The organism is Pandoraea anapnoica (assembly GCF_902459765.1).
GTDB classification, from domain to species: Bacteria; Pseudomonadota; Gammaproteobacteria; order Burkholderiales; family Burkholderiaceae; genus Pandoraea; species Pandoraea anapnoica.
In genome coordinates this window covers 635,597-659,746 of sequence record NZ_CABPSP010000001.1, presented here as the reverse complement: position 1 = coordinate 659,746, position 24,150 = coordinate 635,597, and the positions used below count along the sequence as shown (strand labels likewise).

Genomic DNA, 24,150 nt, shown 5'->3' with positions numbered 1-24,150 from the left:
GAGACACCAACATGCGTGAACTTCGTTTCTCCCAACGTCCCGGCGTGCCCGTGGGCGACTTCACCGGCGTGAGCCGCCGTGGCTTCCTCAAGACGTCCGCCATTGCAGCGGGCGGCCTGATGCTGGAAATGTCGCTGCCCGGCATGATGCGCACGGCCAGTGCGCAGGGTGCGGCCCCGGCAGCGGTCGTGCCGTCCGCCTTCCTGCACATCGCCCCGGACGACACCGTCACCATTCAGGTCAACCGACTCGATTTCGGACAAGGCGTGCAAACGGCGCTGCCGATGCTCGTCGCCGAAGAGCTCGATTGCGACTGGTCGAAGGTCCGTGGCGAGTTGGCCCCGGCCGCCGACGTCTACAAAGACCCGATGTTCGGCATCCAGATGACGGGCGGCTCCGGCTCCATTGCGCACTCGTGGATGCAGTACCGGCGCATTGGCGCGTCGGCGCGCGCGATGCTGATTGCAGCGGCGGCCGAGCAATGGAAAGTCCCGGCCGACCAGTTGCGCACCGAAAAGGGTGTCGTGCTCGGCCCGAACGGCAAGCGCGCTACATACGGCAGCCTCGCCGCTAAGGCGCAGGCCATGCCGGTACCGGCCAATGTTGCGCTCAAGGATCCGTCCGCCTTCCGCCTGCTCGGCAAGCCGACGGGTCGTCTGGATGCCAAAGCCAAGTCGACCGGCACGCCGATGTACGGCATGGACTTCAAGCTGCCGAACCTCAAGGTAGCGGTCGTGGCGCGTCCACCGGTGTTCGGCGCAAAGGTGAAGACGTTCGACGCCAAGGCGGCAAAGGCCGTCAAGGGCGTGCGTGACGTCCTTGAAATTCCTGACGACCGTGGCGGCACCGCCGTCGCCGTCATCGCCGATGGCTACTGGCAGGCGAAGACCGGCCGCGATGCGCTCAAGGCCGAATGGGACACCAGCGGCGTCGAGCATGTCGACACCACGGCGCAGTTGGCCAAGTACAAGGAAATGGCGAAGACGCCGGGCACCGTCGCCATTGACACCGACGTCTCCAAGCTCAAGGGCGCACCCAAGACGCTGGTGGCCGAGTACAGCTTCCCTTACCTTGCCCATGCCCCGATGGAACCGCTGAACTGCACCGTGCAGATGTCGGACAAGGGCGCGGAAGTATGGACCGGCACGCAGTTCCAGACCGTCGATCAGGCAGCGATTGCTCGCACGCTCGACCTCAAGCCTGAGCAGGTCAAGCTGCATACGCTGATGGCGGGCGGCGGATTTGGCCGTCGTGCGGTGCCGACGTCCGATTACGGTGTCGAGGCGGCACAAGTCGCGAAGGCGTGGCGTCGTGCGGGCCATCGCGAGCCGGTCAAGGTCATCTGGAGCCGGGAAGACGACATTCACGGTGGCTACTACCGTCCGATGTACGTGCACCGTGCCGAGATCGGTCTGGACGCCAAGGGCAACGTGCTTGCGTGGAATCACACCATCGTCGGCCAGTCGATTCTGGCGGGCACGCCGTTCGAGAAGATGATGGTGAAGAACGGCATCGACGGCACGAGTGTCGAGGGTGTCTCGGGCACCCCGTACGCGGTGCCGTTGCGCCTGACGCTACACAGCCCGAAGGTCAACGTGCCGGTGTTGTGGTGGCGTTCGGTGGGCAACACCCACACGGCGTTCGTGATGGAGACGTTGATCGACGAGTTGGCGAAGAATGCGGGCCAGGACCCGGTCGCGTACCGCTATGCGTTGTTGGGCGACAAGCATCCGCGTCACCGTGAGGCGTTGGCGTTGGCTGTGGAGCGTTCGGGATACGGCAAGACCAAACTGCCTGAGGGACAGGCGTGGGGTGTGGCCGTGCATGAGTCGTTCGACTCGGTGGTCGCTTACGTGGTGGTGGCGGAGATGCGCAACGGTGCACCGCGTCTGGTGAGTGCCACGGCGGGCGTGCATTGCAACTTCGCCGTCAATCCGTTGACGGTTGCAGCGCAGGTCGAAGGTGCGGCATTGATGGGACTCGGCACGACACTGCCGGGTGCGGCGATCACGCTCAAGGATGGCGAAGTCGAGCAGAGCAACTTCCACCAGTACACGGTGGCGCGTCTGACCGACATGCCCGCGATCAATGTGCACGTGGTCAGCTCGGGCGACGCACCGACCGGGATGGGAGAGCCGGGTCTGCCGCCGTTGGCACCGGCGTATGCGAACGCCGTCTTTGCATTGACTGGCAAGCGTCAGCGCGCCCTGCCGTTCGAAGTCACGACCGCGTAAGCAGCCTTTTTCGACGAAAACCCGGTTCGGCAAATCACTTGCCGAACCGGGGCAATGTCACCCGACGAGCAGATGCTTGAACGGCGCGAAGATGCCTTGCCAGAACGATTCGGGCACACGCAGCATCAGGTAGGTGATGGCGATGTAGCGGAGTGTCTTGCCAATCGCTATGTAGACGAGGCATGAACGCCACGAGAGTCGCAGCCATCCGGCAAGGGTACACAGCGGATCGCCGACAACGGGCAGCCATGAGAGCAGGAGCAGTGGCGGGCCGAAGCGGCGCATCCAGCGCGTGTAGCGTTCGCTCATCGGCGGGTTGCCGTCTCCCGCAGCCGCCGCATCGCTTACCTTTCCTTTCCCAACCGAAGCTTCCACCGCGAGCGTCACACCACCGACAGCCGCGGCCCGCGCATGCGCCCGTCGGCGCGCCTTGAGCCGCACGAACGCGCGACGCGCCGCGAACCCCATCCACCAGTCCAGCATGCCGCCGAGCGTATTGCCCACGCTCGCCACGACAATAGCCGTCCAGAACATATGCGGATTGAGCGCTACGTAGCCGAAGAGCGCGGGTTCCGAGCCCATCGGCAGCAGCGTGGCGGAGAGAAACGACACGAGAAAAATGGCGGGCAGGCCCACGCCGGGCAACGCCAACACGCCCAGTAGCCAGGTGATGAACGACTCCATGCAGCTCCGCAGAAAGCAAGATCCGACCGAAAAACACCGCAACGCCACCGTCCCCAACCGACCAGACGGTCGGCCAACGACACGGCGAATGCGGACACACGCGTTTGGCAGAAACAAAAAGTCTGGCGCATAATGCATGCCCATGACCCGACCCTCGACGCCGCCCGTGGCCATTCTACTGGCAGGCGGACTCGGTACCCGCTTCGACGCGGCGGGGCGCCGGAACAAGCTGCTCGCGCCGCTGCCCGGAGATCCCCTGAACCGACCCGTTGCCCTCGCCAGCGCCCACGCGCTGCTGGCCGCATTGCCGCGCGTGATCGCGGTCGTGCGCCCGGACTCGGCCGAGCTGGAGAACGTGCTGTTGCAGGCGGGTTGTGAGGTCGTCATGAGCCACGCCACCAAGCGCGGCATGGGCGCGACGCTCGCGGCTGGCATTAATGCCGCCTCCGACGAAGAACCGCCCCCGGGCCTCGAACATCTCGACGGCTGGCTCGTCGCGCTGGCCGACATGCCCTACATCCACCCGAATACCCTGCGCGCGATTGCGAACGGCCTCACGTCGCCCGAAGCCATCGTCGCCCCGAGTTATCGGGGACAGCGCGGCCATCCCGTCGCGTTCGGTTCCGCCTATACCTCACGTCTTGCCGCCCTCGATGGCGACATCGGCGCGCGCGACCTGTTGATTAGCGAGCACATTACGATCGTCGATGTCGACGACGCCGGAATCGTGCGCGACATCGACACCCCAGACGACCTACGCTAGGGCGCGCACTCCCCTTTCCAGTTTTCCCCCGAAAGACCAAGCGCGACCGCCCCGGCGGAAGTGCTGGTCTATCATTGTCCTTTTGTTCCTTGATGTGCCTAACCTGAAGAAGCCCTAAATCATGTCTGACGCAGCTCCCGACTATCTGAAGAAGATCCTGACCGCCAAAGTCTACGACGTCGCCTTTGAGAGCGAACTCGAACCGGCTCGCACGCTTTCCATGCGGCTGCACAATCGAATTTATCTCAAGCGCGAAGACAACCAGACGGTGTTCTCCTTCAAGATTCGGGGCGCGTACAACAAGATGGCCAACCTCAGCGAGGCCGAGCGCGAGCGCGGCGTGCTGACCGCGTCCGCCGGGAACCACGCGCAGGGCGTGGCCTACTCGGCGGCGCGTCTGGGCTGCAAGGCCGTCATCGTCATGCCGGTCACCACGCCGCAGGTCAAGATCGACGCCGTGAAAACCCACGGCGGACGCGCCGTCGAAGTCGTGCTCGCGGGCGACTCCTACAGCGACGCCTACGCGCACGCCATGACGCTGCAAGCCGAGCGCGGCCTGACCTTCGTGCCGCCGTTCGACGACCCCGATGTCATCGCCGGTCAGGGCACTATCGGCATGGAGATCCTGCGCCAACATCAGGGCCCGCTGCATGCCATCTTCGTGCCCATCGGTGGCGGTGGACTGGCGGCCGGTGTCGCGGCCTACGTCAAAGCCGTGCGTCCTGAAATCAAAGTCATCGGCGTGCAATCGGTCGACTCCGACGCGATGGCGCAATCCATCCACGCTGGCGAGCGCATCCTGCTGAACGACGTCGGTCTGTTCGCTGACGGCACCGCCGTCAAATACGTCGGCGAAGAAACCTTCCGCCTGTGCAGCGAGTATCTCGACGAAGTCGTGCGTGTCGACACCGACCAGCTCTGCGCCGCCATCAAGGATGTCTTCCAGGACACGCGCAGCGTGCTGGAGCCGTCCGGCGCACTGTCCGTGGCGGGCGCGAAGCTGTATGCCGAGCGCGAAAAGCTCAAGGGCGAAACGCTCGTCGCGATCACCTCGGGCGCCAACATGAACTTCGACCGCCTGCGCTTCGTCGCCGAACGCGCCGAGGTCGGTGAAGCGCGCGAAGCCGTGTTCGCCGTTACCATTCCCGAAGCGCGCGGCAGCTTCAAGCGCTTCACCGAAGTGGTGGGCAGCCGCAATGTGACCGAGTTCAACTACCGAATTAGTGAAGCGTCCAGCGCCCACATCTTCGTGGGTATCCAGATGCACAACCGCGACGAAGGCGAGCGTATCAAGGCCGGTTTCGAGCGTCACGGCTTCCCGACGCTCGATCTGTCGAACGACGAACTCTCCAAGCAGCACATCCGCTACATGGTGGGCGGCCGCTCGGCGCTGGCCAGTCACGAAGTGCTGTACCGCTTCGAGTTTCCGGAGCGTCCGGGCGCGCTGATGAAGTTCCTCTCGGCCATGAGCCCGAACTGGAACATCAGCCTGTTCCATTACCGGAATCAGGGCGCGGACTACAGCAACATCCTCGTGGGGATTCAAGTCCCGAACGACGAGAAGGCCGCGTTCCGCGACTTCCTCGCAACGCTCGGCTATCCTTACTGGGACGAAAGCGATAACCCCGTGTACAAGCTGTTTCTCGGGTAAGTCGCGACGCACTCAGCCACCGACACACGACAGGAAATCGCCGCCGCCATGCCCATCACGCTCGAGAACAAACTCGTTGTCGCGATCTCGTCGCGCGCGCTGTTCGACTTCGAAGAAGAGAATCGCGTGTTCGACGCTGGCGTGGCGAGCGGCGACGATCAGTCGTACATGCAGTATCAGCTCGACCGCCTCGACACGCCCGCGCCGGCGGGCGTCGCTTTCCCGCTCGTACAGAAGCTGCTCGCGTTCAATCAGGGCGGTGATACCAGCGGTGCCAATGGGGCCAATGGAGCCGGTGGTGCCGGTGACACGAAAGACAAACATCGTGTGGAAGTCGTGGTGCTCTCGCGCAACGATCCCGTGAGCGGCATGCGCGTGTTCCGCTCGGCGCGACAGCTCGATCTCAAGATCGAGCGCGGTGTGTTCACGCGCGGACGCGACCCGTTCGGCTATCTCAACGCACTGGGGGCGCATCTGTTCCTGTCGGCGAACGAGCGCGATGTGCGCGGTGCGCTTGCCGCCGGCTTCCCGGCCGCACGCGTGTATCCGGACTCTGCGAAAAAAGCCGAATTGCATCCCGACGAAATCCGCATCGCTTTCGACGGCGACGCGGTGCTCTTCTCCGACGAGGCCGAGCAGGTCTTCCAGCGCAATGGCCTCGACGCCTTCCAGCAGCACGAAATCGAGCGCGCCGCCACGCCATTGCCTCCCGGCCCGTTCAAGCCGCTGTTGCTCGCGCTGCACCGTTTGCAAACCCTCGCAGGCCATGAAGTGCCGGTCAAAATCCGCACCGCGCTGGTCACAGCGCGCTCGGCCCCGGCGCACGAGCGTGCCATTCGCACGCTGATGGACTGGAAAATCGACATCGACGAGGCGATGTTCCTGGGCGGGCTGGACAAAGGCGCATTTCTGCGCGAGTTCGAGCCCGATTTCTTCTTCGACGATCAGACACGCCACTGCGAATCGGCGGCCCGCGTCTCCCCGACCGGTCACGTCATCAGTGGCATCGCCAATCATGACCACGCCTGAACAATCCTCGCTGGGCAAGGAAGTTGCCTACACCGAGCAGTACGACCCGTCCCAACTTTTTCCGATCGCCCGTGCGCCCGCACGTGCGGAAATCGGCGTACCCGACGCCCTGCCGTTCTTCGGCGCGGACATCTGGAACGGCTACGAACTCTCGTGGCTCAACGAAAAGGGCAAGCCGCAAATCGCCCTGCTGACCGCCATGGTGCCCGCCGATTCGCCGTTCATCATCGAGTCGAAGTCGTTCAAGCTCTACCTCGGCTCGTTCGCGCAGACGAAGCTGGCGAATGTCGACGCCGCGCGCGCCCTGATCCAGCAAGACCTGTCGGAAGCCGCAGGCGCGCCGGTCCAGGTGCGACTCGTGGAGCCGAGCGGATTTGGCAAGCTCGAACTCGACGAACTCGACGGCTTGCTCGTCGACCGACTCGACATCGATACCGACATCTACGTGCCGGATGCATCGCTGCTCACCGCCGCGTTCGACGAAGCGCCCGTGGACGAAACGCTTGTGTCTAACCTGCTCAAATCGAACTGCCCGGTCACCGGCCAGCCCGACTGGGGTAGCTTGCAGATCCGTTACGTCGGCCCGCCGATCAATCAGGAAGGCTTGCTCAAGTACGTGATTTCGTACCGGCGCCACACCGGCTTTCACGAGCAATGCGTGGAAGGGATCTTCATGGACATCATGCGTCAGTGCAAGCCGACCCAGTTGGCGGTCTACGCCCGCTACACGCGACGCGGTGGACTCGATATCAATCCGTTCCGTACCAACTTCACGTTGCCGATGCCGGACAACGCACGTACGGCGCGTCAGTAAGCGATACCAGAGCCGTCAGCCGAGATAGCCCAACTTGGCCATCAGTCTCGACGCGGCGTTTCTGACGTTGGCGTATTTCGGCTCGCCGCCGCAACGCGCCAGCGTCTGCTTCATCGCCTGGCATGCGCCGTCGAACTGCCGCAGCTCGATCAGACACTCCCCCACGCGATACATGGGCCCGGGGGCGTCTTCGTCCAGGAGTGCCGCCGCCATGAACAGCGGCAGCGCGGCTTCAGGCTCGCCCTGACGTTGCATCGATAGCGCCAGCGCCACCGCGTAGTCCGCTTCCAGTGGACACGCGGACAGCAGCGGCGCAAAGCACTCGATGGCCTGAGCAAAGTCGCCGCGCTCAAACGCCCCGTAGCCACAGCGATAGACGGCGTCGCACTGCGCGGCGTCCCACGCACCGGGACGCGGCAGATCCATCGCCTCACGTTGCGCCTCGGCATCGCGCACCGCCGCGAGCGCTGCCTCGATCTTTCCGGCCACGAACGCAGACGAGGGCGGGCGTCCCGACGGATCGTCAAGCATAGTCACGAAGCTCCACCTCCCGCGCGGCTTCGAATTGCACGCGCGTGCTGAGCGTCGTCATCTCCCGTCCGGCTTCACGCTGCTTCTTCATGCACCGGCAGACCTGTGCGAGACCGAACGTCACGGCAATCGACGACAGCAGCGCCATTCCGCCGCCAACACCCACCGCGCTCCACCGGTCCTGCCGTGCGGCGGACGACGCGTCGTCCGCAAGGGCGGCTTCAAAGCAATAGTAGACGCCGCACGCAAGCCCCAGCGTGCCGAGCACCGTAATGGCCACGCCGGTCAGTCCACCCGACATTCCACCGCGCTGCAACCGGCTCATGGTCTGAGAGCGTAAGCGGACGTCATCCGGCGTCACGGGGAATTCGATCGTAATGCGAGCGTCTTCTGCGGACTCGATGGCAGCCCGGTACGTAGACACAGTCGGTGCACTGGGCCCCGTCCCGCCAATGGCTCCTGATCTCACGGTGACCTCCTTTCAGGTTAGGAGGCTGAAGATTGCGCGCTTCCGGGACAACGGACCATCGAAGGCATACCGCAGACTTTGCGAAACGGTAACGTCCGTCTCGGTCAACCGGAAGGCACAGCGTCGAAATAAAAAAGCCGACGATGATCGTCGGCTTTCTCCGTACACGGGGGTAGTTCAGCAGCGGTGACTTACGCAGCAGGCTTCTTGTACGCCACGCAGTCCACTTCCACCTTGCAGTCGATGACCATGCTCGACACGACACAGGCGCGTGCGGGCGGATGGTCGCCGAAGTACTCCTTGAACACCTTGTTGAACGACGCGAAGTCACGCGGGTCGTCCAGCCACACGCCAATACGCATGACGTGCTCAGTGCCATAACCGGCTTCAGTCAGAATCGCGATCATATTCCGGATCGCCTGATGCGACTGGGCGACGATGCCCCCGTCGATCACTTCGCCGTCTTTCATCGGGGTCTGACCCGAGACGAACAGGAAGCCATCGGCTTCGGTCGCACGTGCAAAGGGCATGCGTTGGCCACCGGTGCCCTGCCCGCCTTCCACGCCATATCGTTTGATGCTCATCATCGCTCCTTTCAACAAATCGTTTTCAACAACACCGGCTCATGACAACAGTTCAAAGCACCGGCTGAGGCGTGCCGCGACGCACGAAGCGTCCGGCGCGCGCGTTCTGCGTCGGTGCGCGGTCCTGCCACGAGAGCACACCGTTGACCCACACCGCCGAAATGCCATACGCGGGTTGCATCGGATCGGTAAACGTCGCGGCATCGGCCACGGTCGCCGGATCGAACAACACCAGGTCGGCCCAATAGCCTTCGCGCACGAATCCGCGCTCGCTCAGGCCGAAACGTTCCGCAGAAAGCCCCGTCATCTTGTGGACGGCTTCCGCCAACGGGAACAGTGCCTGCTCGCGACTGTAACGTCCCAGCACGCGCGGGAACGCGCCCCACAGACGCGGGTGCGGCAACGGGTCGTTGGGCAGCCCGTCCGAGCCGACCACCGTCGCCGGGTGACGCAGAATGCGGCGCACGTCGTCTTCTTCCATGCAGTGATACACAGCACCGGCCGGTTGCAGGCGCTTCGCCGCTTCCATCAGATCGACGCCCCAGTCGGCGGCAATCGTCGCGAGCAGTTTGCCGCCCTGATCCGGATGCGACTGGGACCACGTGACGAGAATGTCGAAGTCGTCGGTGACTTGCTTGAGATCGAGCGTCGACGAACTGGCCGTGTACGGATAGCAGTCGCAGCCGACCGGCTGAAAACGCTGCGCGCGGTCGAGCGCTTCGAGGATTTCGGTGCTGCGCCCCCAGTTGTCGACGCCCGCACACTTCAGGTGCGAGACAACCACCGGCACGCGCGCATGACGTCCGATGCGGAAGGCTTCGTCGAGCGCTTCGAGAATCTCGGCGAATTCGGTACGCAGGTGCGTGGCGTAAAGACCGCCCGCTTCAGCCAGCGGTTCGGCCAGCGCGAGAACTTCTTCGGTCGGTGCGGCATTCGCGTTCGCATAAGCCAGTCCTGTCGACAAGCCCAGCGCGCCATTGGCGAGCGCTTCGCGAAGCTGTGCGCGCATGCCTTCGATTTCGCCCTCGGTCGCCGGGCGGTCGAGATGATCCATATGGTTGTTGCGCAGCGCGGTGTGACCGATCAGCGCCGCCACATTGATTGACGGTTGCGCCTTCTCCAGCGCTTCGACGTACGCGGCGAATGTCGGGTACTGGAAGGCGTTCGCCTCGCCCAGCAAGTTCATCGGATCGGGTGGATCGCCCTTGAGGGTGACCGGCGACGCGCTGATGCCGCAGTTGCCGACGACGACCGTTGTCACGCCCTGCGACAGCTTCGGCGTCATTTCGGGCGCGCGCACGACGTTCGTGTCGTCGTGCGTATGGACATCGATGAAGCCGGGGCTCAGCACGTTGCCGTTGCCTGCGACGACTTGCGTCGCCTGCCAGCCTGAGCGCTCGCCCGCAGGCGTAATCGCGTGAATGCGGCCGCCGCGCAACGCCACATCGAAGCGGTCGTCCGTCATGGGCGCGCCGGAGCCGTCCGCCAGACGAACGTCGGTGATCAGCGTGTCGACCGTGCGATCGGCAAGATTTTCGGTGCGGTCAGTCATGGTCAGTCTCCCAGAGGCTGGCGATCGCCGCCGCCCCGATGTGTGTCGAGCACATATTTGATTCGTCGCAGCAGCGCCTGACTCTGCGGCTTGGCGAGCAACGCCAGTTCCGTAGCCAGCACGTCCATGGCAAGCAGCATCGCGTAACGCGACGACGACGGTTTGAAAATGAAATCGGTTTCCAGCGCGCGGATCGGCAACACCTCGTCGGCGAGCGCTGCCAGCGGCGACCCCGTCGCGGTGACGGCCACAACCTGCGCCCCGTATTCGCGCGCAATTTCGCAGGCAGATAACAGCTCCGGCGTGTGACCGCTCACCGAGAAGGCGAGTACGACGTCGTCGCGTCCGAGCGTACCCGCGACCATGCGGGCCAGCACGGCGTCCTGATAGCTGGCGACCGGTCGGCCCAGACGCACAAGGCGGTAGCGCGCCTCGTCGGCCAGCAGCGACGACCCGCCGCCCATCCCGAACGCGTACACCATGCGTGCAGAGAGCAGTCGCGTAGCGGCACGTCGCACGGTATCGGGCTTGATGAGTCCACGATGCACCTGCAACGTCGTCTGAATATCGTCGGCAATCCGGTCGATGGTTTCGCCGCCGTCTTGCCCGTTGGCCGCGCTCGCGCCCAGAAAGCGCTGGCCGACGACCGCCGCCTGCGCCAGTCGCAGCTTGAGGTCGCGCACGTCGCGGCAGCCCATCGCCTTGGCAAAGCGGGTCACGCTCGCCTCGCTCACGCCAGCGCGCTCTGCAAGCACGTTGATCGACGCCGCTGCGGCGCCCGCCACGTCTTCCAGCACGACCTGCGCGACTTTGCGTTCAGCCTGACTCAGGGCGTCGCTGCGTTCGGCAACGCGGGTCACGATATCGAAGGTTTCGGCCATATATCCGGTCTGTGCGGCGTCTCAACAGTCGGACGCCCAATATTTGTTACTTTATAACAAAACTGTCAAACGCTGGTAATTAAACGCTATTATGGGAGCTATCCGGCGGCCTTCGGCGCACAGAAATGAGGAGAGATGGGAATGAATGATACAAACTATCAGCACGGCATGATCGATACCCTCAACAAGGGGCTGGGTGCGCTGGACGCGCCGCTCGCGCCGTCGGCCACCACCGGTCTTGGCTGGAATCTGCTGAACGAAGACCTGAGCCTGCCGACGGCGGTGCTCTACGAGGACAAGATCCGTCACAACCTCGCCTGGATGCAGCGTTTCGTGCACGAATATGGCGTGAAGCTCGCTCCGCACGGGAAGACGACGATGGCCCCGAAGCTGTTCCGTCGCCAGTTGGACGGTGGCGCGTGGGGCATCACGCTCGCCACGGCACAGCAGACGTACGCGGCGTATCACCACGGCGTGCGCCGCGTGCTCATGGCGAACCAGCTCGTCGGCAAACGCAACATGACGATGATTGCCGACCTGCTGAAGGACGCCGACTTCGAATTCTTCTGTCTGGTGGACTCGGCTGCTGCGGTGGCGCATCTGGGCGAGTTCTTCCGTACGCGTGGTCAGACGATTCAGGTGCTGATCGAACTCGGTGTGACAGGTGGTCGTACGGGCGTGCGCGACGCTGCGCAGCAGCAAGCCGTGCTCGATGCACTCACGCAGTATCACGACGCCGTCAAACTCGCAGGCGTGGAAGTGTACGAAGGCGTGCTGAGCACGGAAGCCGACATCCGCGCCTTCCTGCAACGCGCGGTGAGCATCACGCGCGAGCTGGTCGAAGCCGGTCGCGTTGAACGCAACCCGGCAGTGCTCTCGGGTGCGGGTTCGGCGTGGTACGACGTAGTCGCGGACGAATTCGCGCACAAGGACGTGGGCGCGCCGCTGGACGTGGCGCTACGTCCCGGCTGCTATCTCACGCATGACGTGGGTATCTACAAGGCGGCGCAGGCACAGATCGCGACGCGCAATCCCATCGCAAAGCAGATGCGCTCGCAACTGCAACCGGCGTTGCAACTGTGGGCGTACGTGCAATCGATTCCCGAACCCGAGCGCGCCATCATTGCGCTGGGCAAGCGCGACGCCGCGTTCGATGCGGGCATGCCAGAACCGGCACAGCAGTTCCGTCCGGGCGAAAGCAAGTCGCCCAAGGCAACGCCCGAGCATTGGGAAGTCACCGGCATGATGGACCAGCACGCCTATCTGCGCATCGCGCCGGGCGACGACATCCGCGTGGGCGACATGATTGCGTTCGACATCTCGCACCCGTGTCTGACGTTCGACAAGTGGCGTCATCTGCCGGTCGTCGACGGTGACTACAACGTCGTCGAGATCGTGCAGACGTTCTTCTGATCGCCGTCACACCGCTCCTCTTCACCGTCTCAAAGAAAAAGCCGCTTCGAATCCGAAGCGGCTTTTTCGTGGCCGACGTCCGCAGGGTCGAGCGACCTATGACGCGTTTTTGGAGGCTCGCTTTCGTGCGGGCGTGGTATCCGTAGCGTTCGGTGTATCAGGTGCAGCAGCGCCCGACTTCGCTCTGGACGCCACCGACTTGAACTGCGCCTCCAGGTGCACGAGCGCGCTCTCCAGCGTGGCGATCTCATCCGGCGTCATGCCTGCCAGCGTGTCGTCGAAGAAAGCCTGACGGCGCGGCGTCGCCTCGTCGTGCACAGCCATTCCCGCATCCGTCAGCGTGACATTCGTCAGACGATTATCGTCCGGGTCGGTCGCGCGCGACAGCCAGCCGAGCGCTTCCATCGACTGAAGCTGACGCGTCAACGACGCCGGATCGAGACGGCAATGTTCGGCAAGAAACTTCTGCGAGCAGGTGCCGCGTTCGGCCAGCGCGAGAATGATGCGCCAGCGCGGCAGCGGATGTCCGACCTGCGCGTCGAAGGCGAGCATCATCGCGCGGTAGGTCAGACTCAGTTGCTGAATGACGTTACGTTTCAAAGCGGTCGGCATCGCGTCACTCCCCCGCTGGCGGCTGCGGCTTTGCGCCGCGCGTCAGACGAATGAGCGGCACGCGTCGCACGAACCACAACCCGGCAAGCGCCGCCGCGAGTGACACCATCTGCCCGTTGTGAATGGCGGCGACGAGCGACGTGCGTGCCGATTCGATAAACAGCGCGCCGTTCTGGCCCATGTGTGCGAGCGTCGTCAGAAAATCGCTCTGCGCCGTGGCGTTCACAAGGATCTGCGGATCGGACAGCTGCGACGTGAAACGCGTGCCTTCGTTGGCTACCAGCGCATCGGAGACACGTGCCGTATAGCTGTGATTCACCAGCGTGCCGACGATAGCCGTGCCGAGCATCCCGCCGATCATCCGCAGCGATTGCATCAGCGCAGTGGCGATCCCGAGGTGCGCACGCCCGGCGACTTCCTGCGCAAAGACCGTCAGGTTCGGCATTACGAAGCCAAGGCCCAGACCCGCAAGGAACATGTACGCAGCGATCAGCAGATGCGAGGTGCCGCGATGCGTTGTGATGATGCCTGCGCAGGCCAACGCGAGCAGCAGGAAGCCACCGTACAACATCACGTTCGGATTCCGCAGACGGGTAATCAGGCGCCCGTTCACAATGCTTCCCACGGTGATACACACGACCAGCGGTGTGATGAGCAAACCGGTTTCACGCGGTGAGAGTCCGAAGCCGCCTTGCAGCAGCAGCGGCGCGTAGAACAGCAGCCCGAACATCGAGAATCCGGCGAAAACGGACAGCACGAACAGCGGCGCGAGCGATTTGTCGCGGAACATCTCGAACGGCACGATCGGATGCGAGGTTCGCTGTTCCCACCGATAGAGCGCGAACGACGAGACGACCAGCACGACAGCCAGTGTCACCACACCGCGTGAGAGACCGTCGGCAGGCAGCCATTCGACGAGCATCTGCAAGCTACCGAGCGCTGCGGTGATGAGCACAGCGCCGAGCCAGTCGATGCTGGCCTTGCTGTGTTCTTCCGCGCGCATTTGCGGCAGGTGGCGTCCGATGAACCAGATGCCGAGCAAGCCGACGGGCAGATTGACGTAGAAGACCGAGCGCCAGCCGTAGGCTTCGGTGAGGAAGCCCCCGAGCGAGGGCCCGATGGCGTTCGCGATGCCGAAGGCCGAGCTGAGCATGACCTGCCAGCGCAGACGCACGTGAGGATCGGGGAACAGTTCCGGCACGCACGCGAACGCGGTCCCGACGAGCATACCGCCGCCGATGCCCTGCAGGGCGCGGGCGAAGACGAGGAACGGCATGCTGTTCGCCGCCCCGCAGAGAACCGACGCTGCCGTAAAGACGATGATCGCCGCCATGACGAAGCGCTTGCGGCCGTAGAAATCGCCGAGGCGTCCGAAGATGGGGACGGTGATAACGGAAGTGAGGAGATACGACGTTGCGACCCACGCGTAGTACTCGAACCCTTTGAGTTCCGCGACGATGGTCGGCAGCGCGGTCCCGACCACGGTCTGGTCGAGCGCCACCATCATCGTGCAGAAACAAAGGCCGAGCATCGCCACGAGCGACTGCCGGAAGGGCAACACCTGCCCCGCCGAGTGCGGGGTGCTAGGACTGGGAGCCATTTTTTGGATGGATCAATGTTTGATCAGTCAACGATTCTAGCACGTTTGTTGCGTAGCGGATTCGGGCGGGTGTTAATAGTAATAAAAACGGTAATTGGGAATAAAAACGGTAACGGCGTGGCGGGGTCAGGGTGACCCGTAGGCCACACTGCCGGGCACGGGTCATATAGCGGCAAAGTGTTACGACCGCTTTCGGCCAAGTTCGGTCATCCAGAGGGACCAAGGGAATGGCGGTAGATGACCGCATCGACGCCTGCCTTGACTTTGCATTGCTCAGAAATCGGTAAGAAAGTGTTCAAGTCTCTGCTGTGTGGGACACTGTTGGCATTCTGTCGTTCGGGGGTAAGAGCAAAATGAGTATTGAGTCGCAGCTGACCGAAATTCTGAAATCACGTAACGCTGGAGCCTTTCTCTTCATCGGCTCTGGTTTTTCCCGACGATACTTAGGATTAGAAGATTGGGGCGGGTTTGCGACGCAAGCTTCCGCCAAAATCCGCTGCTTCGCTAACAGAATCCCTGGCGCGCTACACCAATAGCATGCGTAAGAAGTAGCCCTAACTCGGATTCATCTTGTGAGACGACAAAGAAAAGGCTGCGCTTTCCTCGCAGCTTGAGGACTCATGTCGTACGATCTAGCGTGGAATAAGGTGCCTCACACTCAGACAAAGATTTTCGGTCTCAAGCAAGCACTTGCGTGAGCACAACAGGTCTGATCGATTTGTTTTTTGGGAAATATGATCATCTTATGGGTCTCATCGCCGTCACAGTTATTTTCGGGGGCATGCTCATTGCAGTTGGCGTCGCGCTTATAAAGAATAAATCCCGCAACAGCCGCACCGACTGACGCTTTGCTCGACGAGAGGGACCCAATGATAGTGGGGCATGAAATCGAAACTGCTGACGTCAAAAAATGATGAGAAAATTTTCAAACTGATTCACCGTATCTCTTTCGTGCGGCTCAAGTCCCATCAAATGTATTCGCGTACCAATGACTGTATCCAAGCAGGTAACGTGTGGAACCCCTCGCGGAGGTCCTCGATGATGGCCTGCCCATGATGCTGCTCTTTCAAGATTCGGTCCAATTGCCGGTAAAACTTTTCCGACTCGAACGCGTCTGTACCGCGCAACCAATAGATAGCTTGGATCAATCGCATGGCAGGCCTTCCAGCCCAGAACAACCGACTTGGCGCCGTTAATTTGAACACGATTGTCAGATTTCCCAACTGAATGTCGCGTCGTCGAGTCTCCGAATGCACTATGACGCGAGCAGGAACTGCGTTAGTGAATTGACCTGCCCCCGGTTTTAGTCCGAAACGCTTTTAGAGTCCGAGGTTAAAAACTTCTGTTCTTCATGCGCCCGAGCAAACTGCTCGGGCGTCAGGTAGCCGAGAGAGCTGTGAGGCCGGTCTGTGTTGTACTCGATACGCCACGATTCAATCAAGTGCTTGGCGTGACGCAGCGAGACGAACCAGTGTTCGTTCAGACATTCGTCACGGAACCGCCCGTTGAAGCTCTCGATGTAGGCGTTCTCCACAGGTTTGCCGGGTCGGATGAACGACAGCGTGATGCCGACCTCGTACGCCCAGGCATCCAATACCTTGCCAGCGAACTCCGGCCCGTTGTCCAAGGTGATGGATAACGGCAATCCGCGCATCTCCCGCAAACGCTCCAGCACTTGCCTCACGCGCTGCCCTGGCAGTGAAGTGTCGACCTCGATGACAAGGCATTCACGCGTGTAATCGTCGACTACATTCAGGCACCGAAACCGCCGACCGTACGCCAAGCCGTCAGAGACGAAGTCCATTGACCAGCTTTGATTCGGTCCTGTTGGTAGCGGTCGAGGGGTCCGTTCGACTGCGGCAATGCGCTTGCGCCTTCGTTTGCGCACGCTCAGTCCCGCCTGGCTGTACAGCCGCCAAACCCGCTTGTGGTTCGCCAGCCAACCCTCCCGACGCAACAGCACGTGAATGCGGCGATAGCCATACCGGCGCTTCTGCGCCGCAATGGCCACCATTCTGCTCGTCAACTCCACGTCGTCGGTTCGGCTCGACTCATAACGGAACAACGACCGCGAAATTCCCACCAGCCCGCAAGCCCGGGTGACACCCATCGCGCGCTCGGTCATCAACGTTCGGACCGCTTCGCGTTTGGCTTGCGGGCTTGCTACTTTCGGGCAAGCAGGTTCTTCAGCGCTGCGTTGTCCAGCATCGAATCGGCCAGCAATCGCTTCAGCCGGCCATTCTCCTGCTCAAGCTCCTTAAGACGCTGCGCATCCGACACGGTCATCCCGCCGAATTTGGCTTTCCAGTTGTAGTAGGTCGCTTCCGAGATTCCGTACTTACGGCACAACTCGGCCGGCTTGAGACCTGCCTCGCCTTCCTTCAACACGCCAATGATTTGCTCTTCACTGAATCGCTTCTTCACTTCCGTTCCCCTTCGTTGGAACGGACTCTACACCGTCTGCGGACTATTCAGGGGGAGCAGGTCAGCTTGTTAGCAGCCCCCTTCCCGCTCCCGCGGCGCCAACGGGTGTGATCACCAAGATGTGACCGCGGCGCTCCCTTGGCTCGAGAAAAACGGCTGTTGGGGGGCTTGCTAGTCCATGTTTGCGAAAGTCGAAAATCGCCATCCGCCTTTGGGCTCATACTCGCGTGGGTTCTCGAAGTACCTCGATAGCTCAAGATGGTCTGTGATCTTCAGCTCCTCGTAGCGCAGGTCCCACATGACGCGACCGATGAGGCGGCTCAACTGGGGATATCGATGCCACCAGTTGGCCGCGATCTCGCCGCGAGAGAACTTCAGCACATCGTCGACATTCGCCTCCACCCCGACCGTCGCTCCGAGTTGTACGAGGTTGTCGGCGAGGTCAAGCAATTGCTCGACGAGACGGGCAGTCTTGGACGCGATGTGCTCCTCTGCGTGGTCCACTGCCTCGACTCGCCAAGGTGCCACTGCATGCTGGTGGGCGTGCAGGATTTCCCAGCCGGGCGTGGGTTTGTAGAGCTCGCGGATGGGAATTCGAATCAGGTCGCATCCGATGCACTCGCACCAAGAGAATGCCCACTGGCCACCGTAGGACGGGTTGCACGAGCCTCGCCGCCCCGGCATGGAGTCGAAGTGCTCGTTCTGCTCGTATCTCTCAAGGAACCGGTCGTCCAGGTAGACGATGCTTCCATGCAGCTGAGCGTTCGCCCAAGCATGCGTCACTGGATTTTCGATTCCGGGCTAGGCGAGCCCGTCAGCCCCTCGCTCGGGAGTTTGCGCACAGCTTAGGGCGACAATTGTCGCCCAGACCTGGAGGAGGAGACGCCCCTCGTTCTCACGCAGATCAATCTGATACCAACCGCCTTCTGGCTCCGTGAGGAAGTGGTCCTGGCCGTTCATGAGCTCTCGCAGCTCCAGGCCGTCGGCAAGGCTCGCCTGATAGTAGAACGCGCGCGCGCCTACGGCACCGCGTATCCAGAGGTACCTTCTGAGGTACTCGTTGCGCATGCTCCAGCTGACGTTTCTCGATGACTCGAAGTGGTACTGGGCCGAGATCTCACCCTGCGCGACTTCGAAAACCGGCAGGCTGAGATCGTCGCAGACAAGGGGGCATCGCCAAACTGCGAGTTCAATGACCGATGGTGAACCCGACAGTGTCGCTCGCTCGATCGCTCATAAGGGCGAAAAATCCGATGCCCGGGAGACACCGGTAACGCGACCTTACGATCGCGTTCCCACTGCTACTGGCGGTCCAACTCGGCGAAGAAGATGAAACTAGAGAAACGGTCGCGGGCCCGCCGAGCACGACCGATTCGTTTCGCACATGGCGTTAGTGCATCTGCGGGAGTCAGGCGCCAAGGAAAGCCAGCAGGTCGGCATTGACCTGGTCTGCGTTGACCACACACATGCCGTGCGAGGCACCCGGGTAGACCTTCAGCGTGGCGTTCTTGACGATCTTGGCGGACAGCTTGCCCGCGTTGTCGATCGGCACGATCTGGTCGTCGTCGCCATGCAGGATCAGCGTGGGCACGTCGATCTTCATCAGGTCCTCGGTGTAGTCCACTTCCGAGAACTCCTTGATGCACAGGTACTGGCCTAAGATACCGCCGGCCATGCCCTGCGCCCAGAACGCGTCGATGGTGCCCTGCGAGACCTTGGCGTTGGGACGGTTGAAGCCGAAGAACGGTGTGGCCAAGTCCTTGTAGAACTGCGAGCGGTTCTGGGCAACGCCCTTGCGGATGTTGTCGAACACTTCCAGCGGCAGGCCGTTCGGGTAAGCGGCGCTCTTGGCCATGGTCGGCGGCACAGCACCGATCAGCACGGCCTTGGCCACGCGCTTCGTGCCATGGCGGCCGATGTAGCGGGCCACTTCGCCGCCGCCAGTGGAATGGCCGACCAGCGTGGCGCCCTTTATGTCCAGCGCGTCGAGCACGGCGGCCAGGTCATCGGCGTAGGTGTTCATGTCGTTGCCATGGGCCGGTTGATCCGAGCGGCCATGGCCGCGGCGGTCGTGGGCGATCACGCGGAAGCCCTTCTGCACAAGGAACAGCATCTGGGCGTCCCAGGCGTCGGCATCGAGCGGCCAGCCGTGCGAGAACACCACTGGACGGCCCGAACCCCAGTCCTTGTAGAAGATGCGCGTGCCGTCCTTGGTGGTCACGAAGTGGCCCTGCTTCGACGGGCGGCCGGCGGCCGGCGCTGCTTCTGCGGCGGCCGGCGTCAGCGCGGCGATCGAAGCCACCGATGCAGCGGCGGCACCCACCGTGCTGCCGACCAGCAGCTTGCGGCGCGCGGCGCCCGGTTGGTCCAGTTGTTCAGCGTTTTGTTGGGGGATGATGTTTGACATGAGCTTTTCCTTCAAAATTTGATTCAAGTTATTTGATTACGCCGTCACCGGCCCTTACTTTTGTGTTTTGCGTGAACCGTCGGTGTACGGGGCAGGCTTGCCAACCTTGGCCGGATTGCCGGCGCACAACGCCAGTTCATACAACGATCACGGGTCATCCAGGGATGATTACTTCGATTCGATCTTCTCGATAGCGGCCGCGACACCGGCGCCGTAGGCCGGCTCGGCCTGCGTGCAGTGGTTGACGTGCCGTTGCTGCACAGCTTTGGACACGCCCTTGATGGCGCGGGCCGTGTTGTCGAACAGCGCCTGCTGCTGGGCCGGCGACATCAGGCGGAATAGGTCACCGGCCTGCGAGAAATAGTCATCGTCGACGCGGTGGTTCCAGTGGTCGGCCGCGCCTTCCACCGAAAGCGGCGGCTCGCGGAAGTCGGGCTGCTCGGCCCACTCGCCGCGCGTGTTCGGCTCGTAGCCGATGGTGCCGCCCGCGTTGCCATCGGTGCGGCCACGGCCATCGCGGTGATAGCTGTTGACGTACTTCGCTGCCTTCGGCGCGTTCACCGGAATCAGGTGATGGTTCACGCCCAGGCGATAGCGCTCGGCATCACCATACGAGAACAGGCGGCCTTGCAGCATCTTGTCCGGCGAGAAGCCGACGCCCGGAACGATCGTCGACGGCGCGAACGCGGCCTGTTCCACCTCGGCGAAATGGTTCTCCGGATTGCGGTTCAGCTCCATCACGCCCACTTCGATCAGCGGGTAGTCCTTCTTCGACCAGACTTTGGTCAGGTCGAACGGGTTGTAGCGATACTTGCCGGCGTCGGCCTCGGGCATGATCTGCACGAACAGCTTCCAGCGCGGGAATTCCTTGCGCTCGATGGCTTCGTAAAGGTCGCGCTGATGGTACTCGCGGTCCTGCCCGGTCACCTCGGCCGCCTCGGCGTCGGTCAGGTTCTGGATGCCCTGCTGGGTGACGAAATGGAACTTCACCCAGTAGCGCTGCATGTCCTGGCTGATGAAGCTGTAGGTATGGCTGCCGAAGCCGTGCATATGGCGCCAGCTACGCGGAATGCCGCGGTCGCTCATCACGATGGTGACCTGGTGGAAGGCCTCGGGAAGGCTGGTCCAGAAGTCCCAGTTGGTCTCGGCGCTGCGCATGCCAGTGCGCGGGTCGCGCTTCACGGCGTGGTTCAGGTCGGGGAACTTGAGCGGGTCGCGCAGGAAGAACACCGGCGTGTTGTTGCCCACCAGGTCCCAGTTGCCTTCCTCGGTATAGAACTTGATGGCGAAGCCACGGATGTCGCGCTCGGCATCGGCGGCGCCGCGCTCGCCGGCCACCGACGAGAAGCGCACGAACAACTCGGTTTTCTTGCCGATTTCGGAGAACAAGTTGGCGCGCGTGTATTGGGTGATGTCGTGCGTGACGGTGAACGTGCCATAGGCGCCCGACCCCTTGGCGTGCATGCGACGCTCGGGGATGACTTCGCGGTCGAAGTGGGCAAGCTTTTCCAGGAACCAGACATCCTGGAGCAGCGCCGGGCCGTGCCGGCCGGCCGTCTGGATGTTGTTGTTGTCGACGACGGGTGCGCCGAAAGATGTCGTGAGCTTTTTCATAAGAGTTTTTTGATGCGCGGCGCTGCCTCTGGAGCATTGCGCGCGCATTTTTTCGGTTCTGCCAACAAGCTTCCTTCCAATGTCCTTCATAGGAATGGAAAGGAATGCCATCTTTTACACACGAACAGGCACGTGGAACGGGTGATCGTGCAGCGTGTCGCACCTACACAATTTCTACCGTCTCAGCGGTGCCCATCCCTTCTTCACATCGGTCAACCAGCTCGAGGAAACAGGCGTCCTCTCAACAGCAGCCCCAGCGTCAACAAGACCAACGAGCCGATTGCCACATTGACAAAGATAAACACCGGCAATGCAATGCTCGCGAACAGGGAATCCGGCGCAAAGGTTGCTGCACGCATGCACGAAATCCCCAACGCTGTGATTCCAAAGCTGAACGCCCAGAACCCTGGCGTCGCGCCAGATACCAGAAGCCAACGTGAGAGCCGGATCAGGAACAGCAGTTGCAGCAATCCGTAGCCGACCATCGCATAGAAAGGCCAGTCAAGCCTGCCGCCCGTCACCGCAAGATATGCCGTCGCGCCGACCACTGGTGGCGCAAGCTGGATACCCAGCGTCGGCCGAACCGCAGGTGCCAGTTCGTCGCCCAGATAAAGGCGATAAGTGACAATCGACTCAAGGGTGAACCATGAAAACAGTCCAGCCCCGAAGAACAGTTTGGCCAGATCCATCCAACCAAGCGAGGCCATGGCCATCGCGGAGACAAAGTTGCCCGCCACCGTCGGCAGATACATGACCGCAGTAGTGTCTCCAAGCTTGCGGCCGCCCCGCATCATGCCGCCGCTGCGAAACGTGGAGAAGGCAAGCTGGGCAATCACACCGATGACGATCAATGTCGTCCCAATCGCCGGAGCGAAGCCGTGCAGCCAGACCGCGACCAGCAGCGTCGCCACCGGTATCAGACCGATAAAGCAGCAAGCTACCGGATGCCGGGCTTCGGCGAGGGCCTCATCGCGGTGCGCGAGCCATTTGGCGACGAATGAGAGCACGAGCACCGCCCAGATCAACGTGGTAACTGCAAACAGCACATCGGATACCGTTGCCCTGACGCCCCACAACGTGTGGGCAACTCGCCAACAGTTCGACAGACCGGCCATGCCGAGCACAATGCCCATAGCGGAAGCCGGAATCGAGAACCCTTTCGTCGTCGGCGAAGTCATCGTGCCTCCTGGCTGGCCAATGCGCTGAAGATCGCCCGCAGCTTTTCATCGAGGAACTTGCCAACGGTGCCGACGGCATCACCGAACTGACTGAAGAGCGATGAGGGCAGGTCGTACTCGACCTGCGTGAGATGGTCACCATTGCCAAAGACGAGCAAGGTCAGCGGCGCGTACAACGCGGCGCGCACATCATGCCGCGTCATGCGCCACGCCACGAGGGGATTGCCGATGTGATAGCGGATGGAAACGCGTGGCTCGCCGCCCAGTGCGAACAGCACGCCGTGATCCAGCTTGTCGAACAGCATCAGTCCGTGCGGACCTTCCATCTCCGCCATCCACGCTTCAGCGGCGGCCGGATCTTGGTACATCAACTCCAACGCGCCATGATCCAGCTTTCCAAGTTGTTGTTCGAACAGCCAACAGAACTTATCCGGCGCAATTTCGAAGACCTCGCTGACGTGTGTCACCGAAAGGTTTGTCTGTACCATCGTCGAAGTCATATTGCCAATTCATGGTTCGTAAGTGGCGGGCCCTGCCGCCCTGCACAAGTCATCTGCGGACATGTCCCGCGCGGAGGGCCGATCAGTCTGCAAGATCGCCTCCATGGTCTACCAAGGGTCTCGAACGTCGCGTGCCCAGTGCCGCCGCCGGTCCCTGAAGGACTGCGTGCCAGGCCCGGCGGACGGGCCCAGATCGCTTGGTTCAGCTACGTGCAAGGACAATTTTCCCTACGGCCTTGCTGCTCTCCAGTACTGCATGCGCGCGACGCAGGTTGTCGACCGTGATGTCGCCAAAGTGTTCGCCGACCGTAGTCTTGAGGACTCCCTCATCGAGCAATGCAGCCACACGGTCGAGCAGTTTGTGCTGTTCGACCATGTCGGCCGCACGGTACATCGAACGCGTGAACATGAACTCCCAGTGCAACGATATCGACTTGCGCTTGAGAGGCATCGCATCCAGGGTGGCGGGATCGTCGATCAGTGCCAACTGACCTTGAGGCTTGAGCAGTTCCACGATCTGCACGTAGTAGCTGTCCGTATGCGTCAGGCTGATGACGTGGTCCACCTGGTGGATGCCCATCGCCGTAAGTTGCGGCTGCAAGGGCTGGCTATGGTCGACTACGAGGTGCGCACCCAGATCCGTCACCCACTTCTGGGTTTCGGGGCGCGACGCCGTGCCGATCACAGTCAGGCCAGTGAGCTTGCGTGCCAACTGGACAAGGATGGAGCCCACGCCGCCACTGGCGCCGATCACCAGCAGGCTTTGTCCGTGCGCGCCGCCCTCCGCAATGCGCAGACGATCGAACAGCAGTTCCCAGGCGGTAATGCTCGTCAACGGTAGGGCCGCCGCATCGGCAGTCTTCAACGACTTGGGGGAATGGCCGGCAATGCGTTCGTCCACTAGTCCGTACTCCGCGTAGCTACCCTGTCGCGTAATATCGCCCGCGTACCAGACCTTGTCGCCCACATTGAATAGCTCCACCGCTTCGCCGACCGCTTCCACGGTGCCTACCGCATCCCAACCCAGAACGCGAGGACCATTCGGTTGCACGCCGAGACGCAGCTTGCTGTCCACCGGATTCACGGCAATTGCCTCGATCCTGACCAGTAGGTCACGCGCTTGCGGTTCCGGTCGGGGCAGTTCCATTTCGTACAGGGCGCGCGGATCATCGATCGGCAGGCCGGCCTTGTCGTAAACAATCGCTTTCAT

Annotated in this window: 21 protein-coding genes; 6 read left to right on the top strand and 15 right to left on the bottom strand. The window is 62.3% G+C overall.

Annotated elements, in window-relative coordinates; translation table 11 throughout:
* The first annotated feature begins 11 nt into the window (after positions 1 to 11).
* Complete coding sequence (locus PAN31117_RS03100) at positions 12 to 2,234, top strand: xanthine dehydrogenase family protein molybdopterin-binding subunit (protein WP_150736879.1); 2,223 nt, start codon at positions 12 to 14, stop codon at positions 2,232 to 2,234.
* Between the two features lie 57 nt (positions 2,235 to 2,291).
* Here the strand turns inward: PAN31117_RS03100 and PAN31117_RS03095 are convergent, their stop codons facing one another.
* Positions 2,292 to 2,918, bottom strand: a complete 627-nt coding sequence (locus PAN31117_RS03095) for a YqaA family protein (protein ID WP_150736878.1) — start codon at positions 2,916 to 2,918, stop codon at positions 2,292 to 2,294.
* Between the two features lie 142 nt (positions 2,919 to 3,060).
* Here PAN31117_RS03095 and PAN31117_RS03090 point away from each other — a divergent pair, with 142 nt between their 5' ends.
* The 4 genes from PAN31117_RS03090 (at position 3,061) to queF (ending at position 7,175) form a co-directional block, all read left to right on the top strand.
* The gene (locus PAN31117_RS03090; protein ID WP_150736877.1) at positions 3,061 to 3,681 is read left to right on the top strand and encodes a nucleotidyltransferase family protein; all 621 of its coding nucleotides are present in this window, start codon (positions 3,061 to 3,063) and stop codon (positions 3,679 to 3,681) included.
* A gap of 121 nt (positions 3,682 to 3,802) precedes the next feature.
* Positions 3,803 to 5,332 (top strand): threonine ammonia-lyase, biosynthetic, encoded by a 1,530-nt coding sequence (gene ilvA, locus PAN31117_RS03085; protein WP_039396068.1) that lies wholly within the window; start codon positions 3,803 to 3,805, stop codon positions 5,330 to 5,332.
* Positions 5,333 to 5,380: 48 nt separating this feature from the next.
* Positions 5,381 to 6,361 (top strand): 5'-nucleotidase, encoded by a 981-nt coding sequence (locus PAN31117_RS03080; RefSeq protein ID WP_150736876.1) that lies wholly within the window; start codon positions 5,381 to 5,383, stop codon positions 6,359 to 6,361.
* Positions 6,348 to 7,175: an NADPH-dependent 7-cyano-7-deazaguanine reductase QueF gene (queF, locus tag PAN31117_RS03075; protein ID WP_150736875.1), complete on the top strand. Its 828-nt coding sequence runs from the start codon at positions 6,348 to 6,350 to the stop codon at positions 7,173 to 7,175. Before PAN31117_RS03080 ends, queF begins: the two co-directional genes overlap by 14 nt.
* A 15-nt stretch (positions 7,176 to 7,190) precedes the next feature.
* Here the strand turns inward: queF and PAN31117_RS03070 are convergent, their stop codons facing one another.
* From PAN31117_RS03070 to PAN31117_RS03050, 5 genes are all read right to left on the bottom strand, one after another.
* Positions 7,191 to 7,706, bottom strand: coding sequence for a tetratricopeptide repeat protein (locus tag PAN31117_RS03070; RefSeq protein WP_150736874.1), 516 nt, complete (start codon positions 7,704 to 7,706; stop codon positions 7,191 to 7,193).
* Entirely contained in the window at positions 7,699 to 8,031 is a 333-nt protein-coding gene (locus PAN31117_RS03065; protein ID WP_150736873.1) for a hypothetical protein, read from the bottom strand. Before PAN31117_RS03065 ends, PAN31117_RS03070 begins: the two co-directional genes overlap by 8 nt.
* 335 nt (positions 8,032 to 8,366) lie before the next feature.
* Positions 8,367 to 8,753, bottom strand: a complete 387-nt coding sequence (locus PAN31117_RS03060) for a RidA family protein (RefSeq protein ID WP_150670149.1) — start codon at positions 8,751 to 8,753, stop codon at positions 8,367 to 8,369.
* Between the two features lie 58 nt (positions 8,754 to 8,811).
* Positions 8,812 to 10,311 carry an N-acyl-D-amino-acid deacylase family protein gene (locus tag PAN31117_RS03055; protein ID WP_150736872.1) on the bottom strand — a complete coding sequence of 500 codons (1,500 nt, stop codon included), beginning with the start codon at positions 10,309 to 10,311 and terminating at the stop codon, positions 8,812 to 8,814.
* Positions 10,312 to 10,313: 2 nt separating this feature from the next.
* Complete coding sequence (locus PAN31117_RS03050; RefSeq protein WP_150736871.1) at positions 10,314 to 11,192, bottom strand: MurR/RpiR family transcriptional regulator; 879 nt, start codon at positions 11,190 to 11,192, stop codon at positions 10,314 to 10,316.
* Positions 11,193 to 11,333: 141 nt separating this feature from the next.
* Between PAN31117_RS03050 and PAN31117_RS03045 the strand changes: the two genes are divergently transcribed.
* Positions 11,334 to 12,605, top strand: coding sequence for an amino acid deaminase (locus PAN31117_RS03045; protein WP_150736870.1), 1,272 nt, complete (start codon positions 11,334 to 11,336; stop codon positions 12,603 to 12,605).
* 96 nt (positions 12,606 to 12,701) lie between these two features.
* Here PAN31117_RS03045 and PAN31117_RS03040 read toward each other — a convergent pair whose 3' ends face one another.
* The 9 genes from PAN31117_RS03040 to PAN31117_RS02995 form a co-directional block, all read right to left on the bottom strand.
* Positions 12,702 to 13,217, bottom strand: coding sequence for a MarR family winged helix-turn-helix transcriptional regulator (locus PAN31117_RS03040; protein ID WP_150736869.1), 516 nt, complete (start codon positions 13,215 to 13,217; stop codon positions 12,702 to 12,704).
* A 4-nt stretch (positions 13,218 to 13,221) separates the two neighbouring features.
* Positions 13,222 to 14,817: an MDR family MFS transporter gene (locus PAN31117_RS03035; RefSeq protein WP_150736868.1), complete on the bottom strand. Its 1,596-nt coding sequence runs from the start codon at positions 14,815 to 14,817 to the stop codon at positions 13,222 to 13,224.
* 1,303 nt (positions 14,818 to 16,120) lie between these two features.
* Positions 16,121 to 17,241, bottom strand: a protein-coding gene (locus PAN31117_RS03025; RefSeq protein ID WP_370855712.1) for an IS3 family transposase whose coding sequence is annotated in 2 segments (ribosomal slippage) — positions 16,121 to 17,001 and positions 17,001 to 17,241 — 1,122 coding nt in all. Because the reading frame shifts where the segments join, the coding sequence is not laid out codon by codon here.
* A 171-nt stretch (positions 17,242 to 17,412) separates the two neighbouring features.
* Positions 17,413 to 18,024 carry a hypothetical protein gene (locus tag PAN31117_RS03020; RefSeq protein WP_150736865.1) on the bottom strand — a complete coding sequence of 204 codons (612 nt, stop codon included), beginning with the start codon at positions 18,022 to 18,024 and terminating at the stop codon, positions 17,413 to 17,415.
* Positions 18,025 to 18,649: 625 nt separating this feature from the next.
* A complete protein-coding gene (locus PAN31117_RS03015; RefSeq protein WP_150736864.1) occupies positions 18,650 to 19,648 on the bottom strand; it encodes an alpha/beta fold hydrolase in 999 nt (332 codons plus the stop codon).
* Positions 19,649 to 19,816: 168 nt separating this feature from the next.
* Complete coding sequence (locus tag PAN31117_RS03010; RefSeq protein ID WP_150736937.1) at positions 19,817 to 21,262, bottom strand: catalase; 1,446 nt, start codon at positions 21,260 to 21,262, stop codon at positions 19,817 to 19,819.
* Positions 21,263 to 21,474: 212 nt separating this feature from the next.
* A complete protein-coding gene (tehA, locus tag PAN31117_RS03005; RefSeq protein WP_150736863.1) occupies positions 21,475 to 22,440 on the bottom strand; it encodes a dicarboxylate transporter/tellurite-resistance protein TehA in 966 nt (321 codons plus the stop codon).
* Positions 22,437 to 22,940, bottom strand: coding sequence for a DUF302 domain-containing protein (locus PAN31117_RS03000; RefSeq protein WP_150736862.1), 504 nt, complete (start codon positions 22,938 to 22,940; stop codon positions 22,437 to 22,439). The genes tehA and PAN31117_RS03000 overlap by 4 nt, the downstream gene beginning before the upstream one ends.
* Positions 22,941 to 23,142: 202 nt before the next feature.
* A complete protein-coding gene (locus PAN31117_RS02995; protein ID WP_150736861.1) occupies positions 23,143 to 24,150 on the bottom strand; it encodes a zinc-binding alcohol dehydrogenase family protein in 1,008 nt (335 codons plus the stop codon).

Coding starts and splice junctions, on each gene's coding strand:
- PAN31117_RS03100 (WP_150736879.1), top strand. CDS start 12: ATGCGTGAACTTCGTTTCTCCCAACGTCCCGGCGTGCCCGTGGGCGAC.
- PAN31117_RS03095 (WP_150736878.1), bottom strand. CDS start 2,918: ATGGAGTCGTTCATCACCTGGCTACTGGGCGTGTTGGCGTTGCCCGGC.
- PAN31117_RS03090 (WP_150736877.1), top strand. CDS start 3,061: ATGACCCGACCCTCGACGCCGCCCGTGGCCATTCTACTGGCAGGCGGA.
- ilvA (WP_039396068.1), top strand. CDS start 3,803: ATGTCTGACGCAGCTCCCGACTATCTGAAGAAGATCCTGACCGCCAAA.
- PAN31117_RS03080 (WP_150736876.1), top strand. CDS start 5,381: ATGCCCATCACGCTCGAGAACAAACTCGTTGTCGCGATCTCGTCGCGC.
- queF (WP_150736875.1), top strand. CDS start 6,348: ATGACCACGCCTGAACAATCCTCGCTGGGCAAGGAAGTTGCCTACACC.
- PAN31117_RS03070 (WP_150736874.1), bottom strand. CDS start 7,706: ATGCTTGACGATCCGTCGGGACGCCCGCCCTCGTCTGCGTTCGTGGCC.
- PAN31117_RS03065 (WP_150736873.1), bottom strand. CDS start 8,031: ATGAGCCGGTTGCAGCGCGGTGGAATGTCGGGTGGACTGACCGGCGTG.
- PAN31117_RS03055 (WP_150736872.1), bottom strand. CDS start 10,311: ATGACTGACCGCACCGAAAATCTTGCCGATCGCACGGTCGACACGCTG.
- PAN31117_RS03050 (WP_150736871.1), bottom strand. CDS start 11,192: ATGGCCGAAACCTTCGATATCGTGACCCGCGTTGCCGAACGCAGCGAC.
- PAN31117_RS03045 (WP_150736870.1), top strand. CDS start 11,334: ATGAATGATACAAACTATCAGCACGGCATGATCGATACCCTCAACAAG.
- PAN31117_RS03040 (WP_150736869.1), bottom strand. CDS start 13,217: ATGCCGACCGCTTTGAAACGTAACGTCATTCAGCAACTGAGTCTGACC.
- PAN31117_RS03035 (WP_150736868.1), bottom strand. CDS start 14,817: ATGGCTCCCAGTCCTAGCACCCCGCACTCGGCGGGGCAGGTGTTGCCC.
- PAN31117_RS03015 (WP_150736864.1), bottom strand. CDS start 19,648: ATGTCAAACATCATCCCCCAACAAAACGCTGAACAACTGGACCAACCG.
- PAN31117_RS03010 (WP_150736937.1), bottom strand. CDS start 21,262: ATGAAAAAGCTCACGACATCTTTCGGCGCACCCGTCGTCGACAACAAC.
- tehA (WP_150736863.1), bottom strand. CDS start 22,440: ATGACTTCGCCGACGACGAAAGGGTTCTCGATTCCGGCTTCCGCTATG.
- PAN31117_RS03000 (WP_150736862.1), bottom strand. CDS start 22,940: ATGACTTCGACGATGGTACAGACAAACCTTTCGGTGACACACGTCAGC.
- PAN31117_RS02995 (WP_150736861.1), bottom strand. CDS start 24,150: ATGAAAGCGATTGTTTACGACAAGGCCGGCCTGCCGATCGATGATCCG.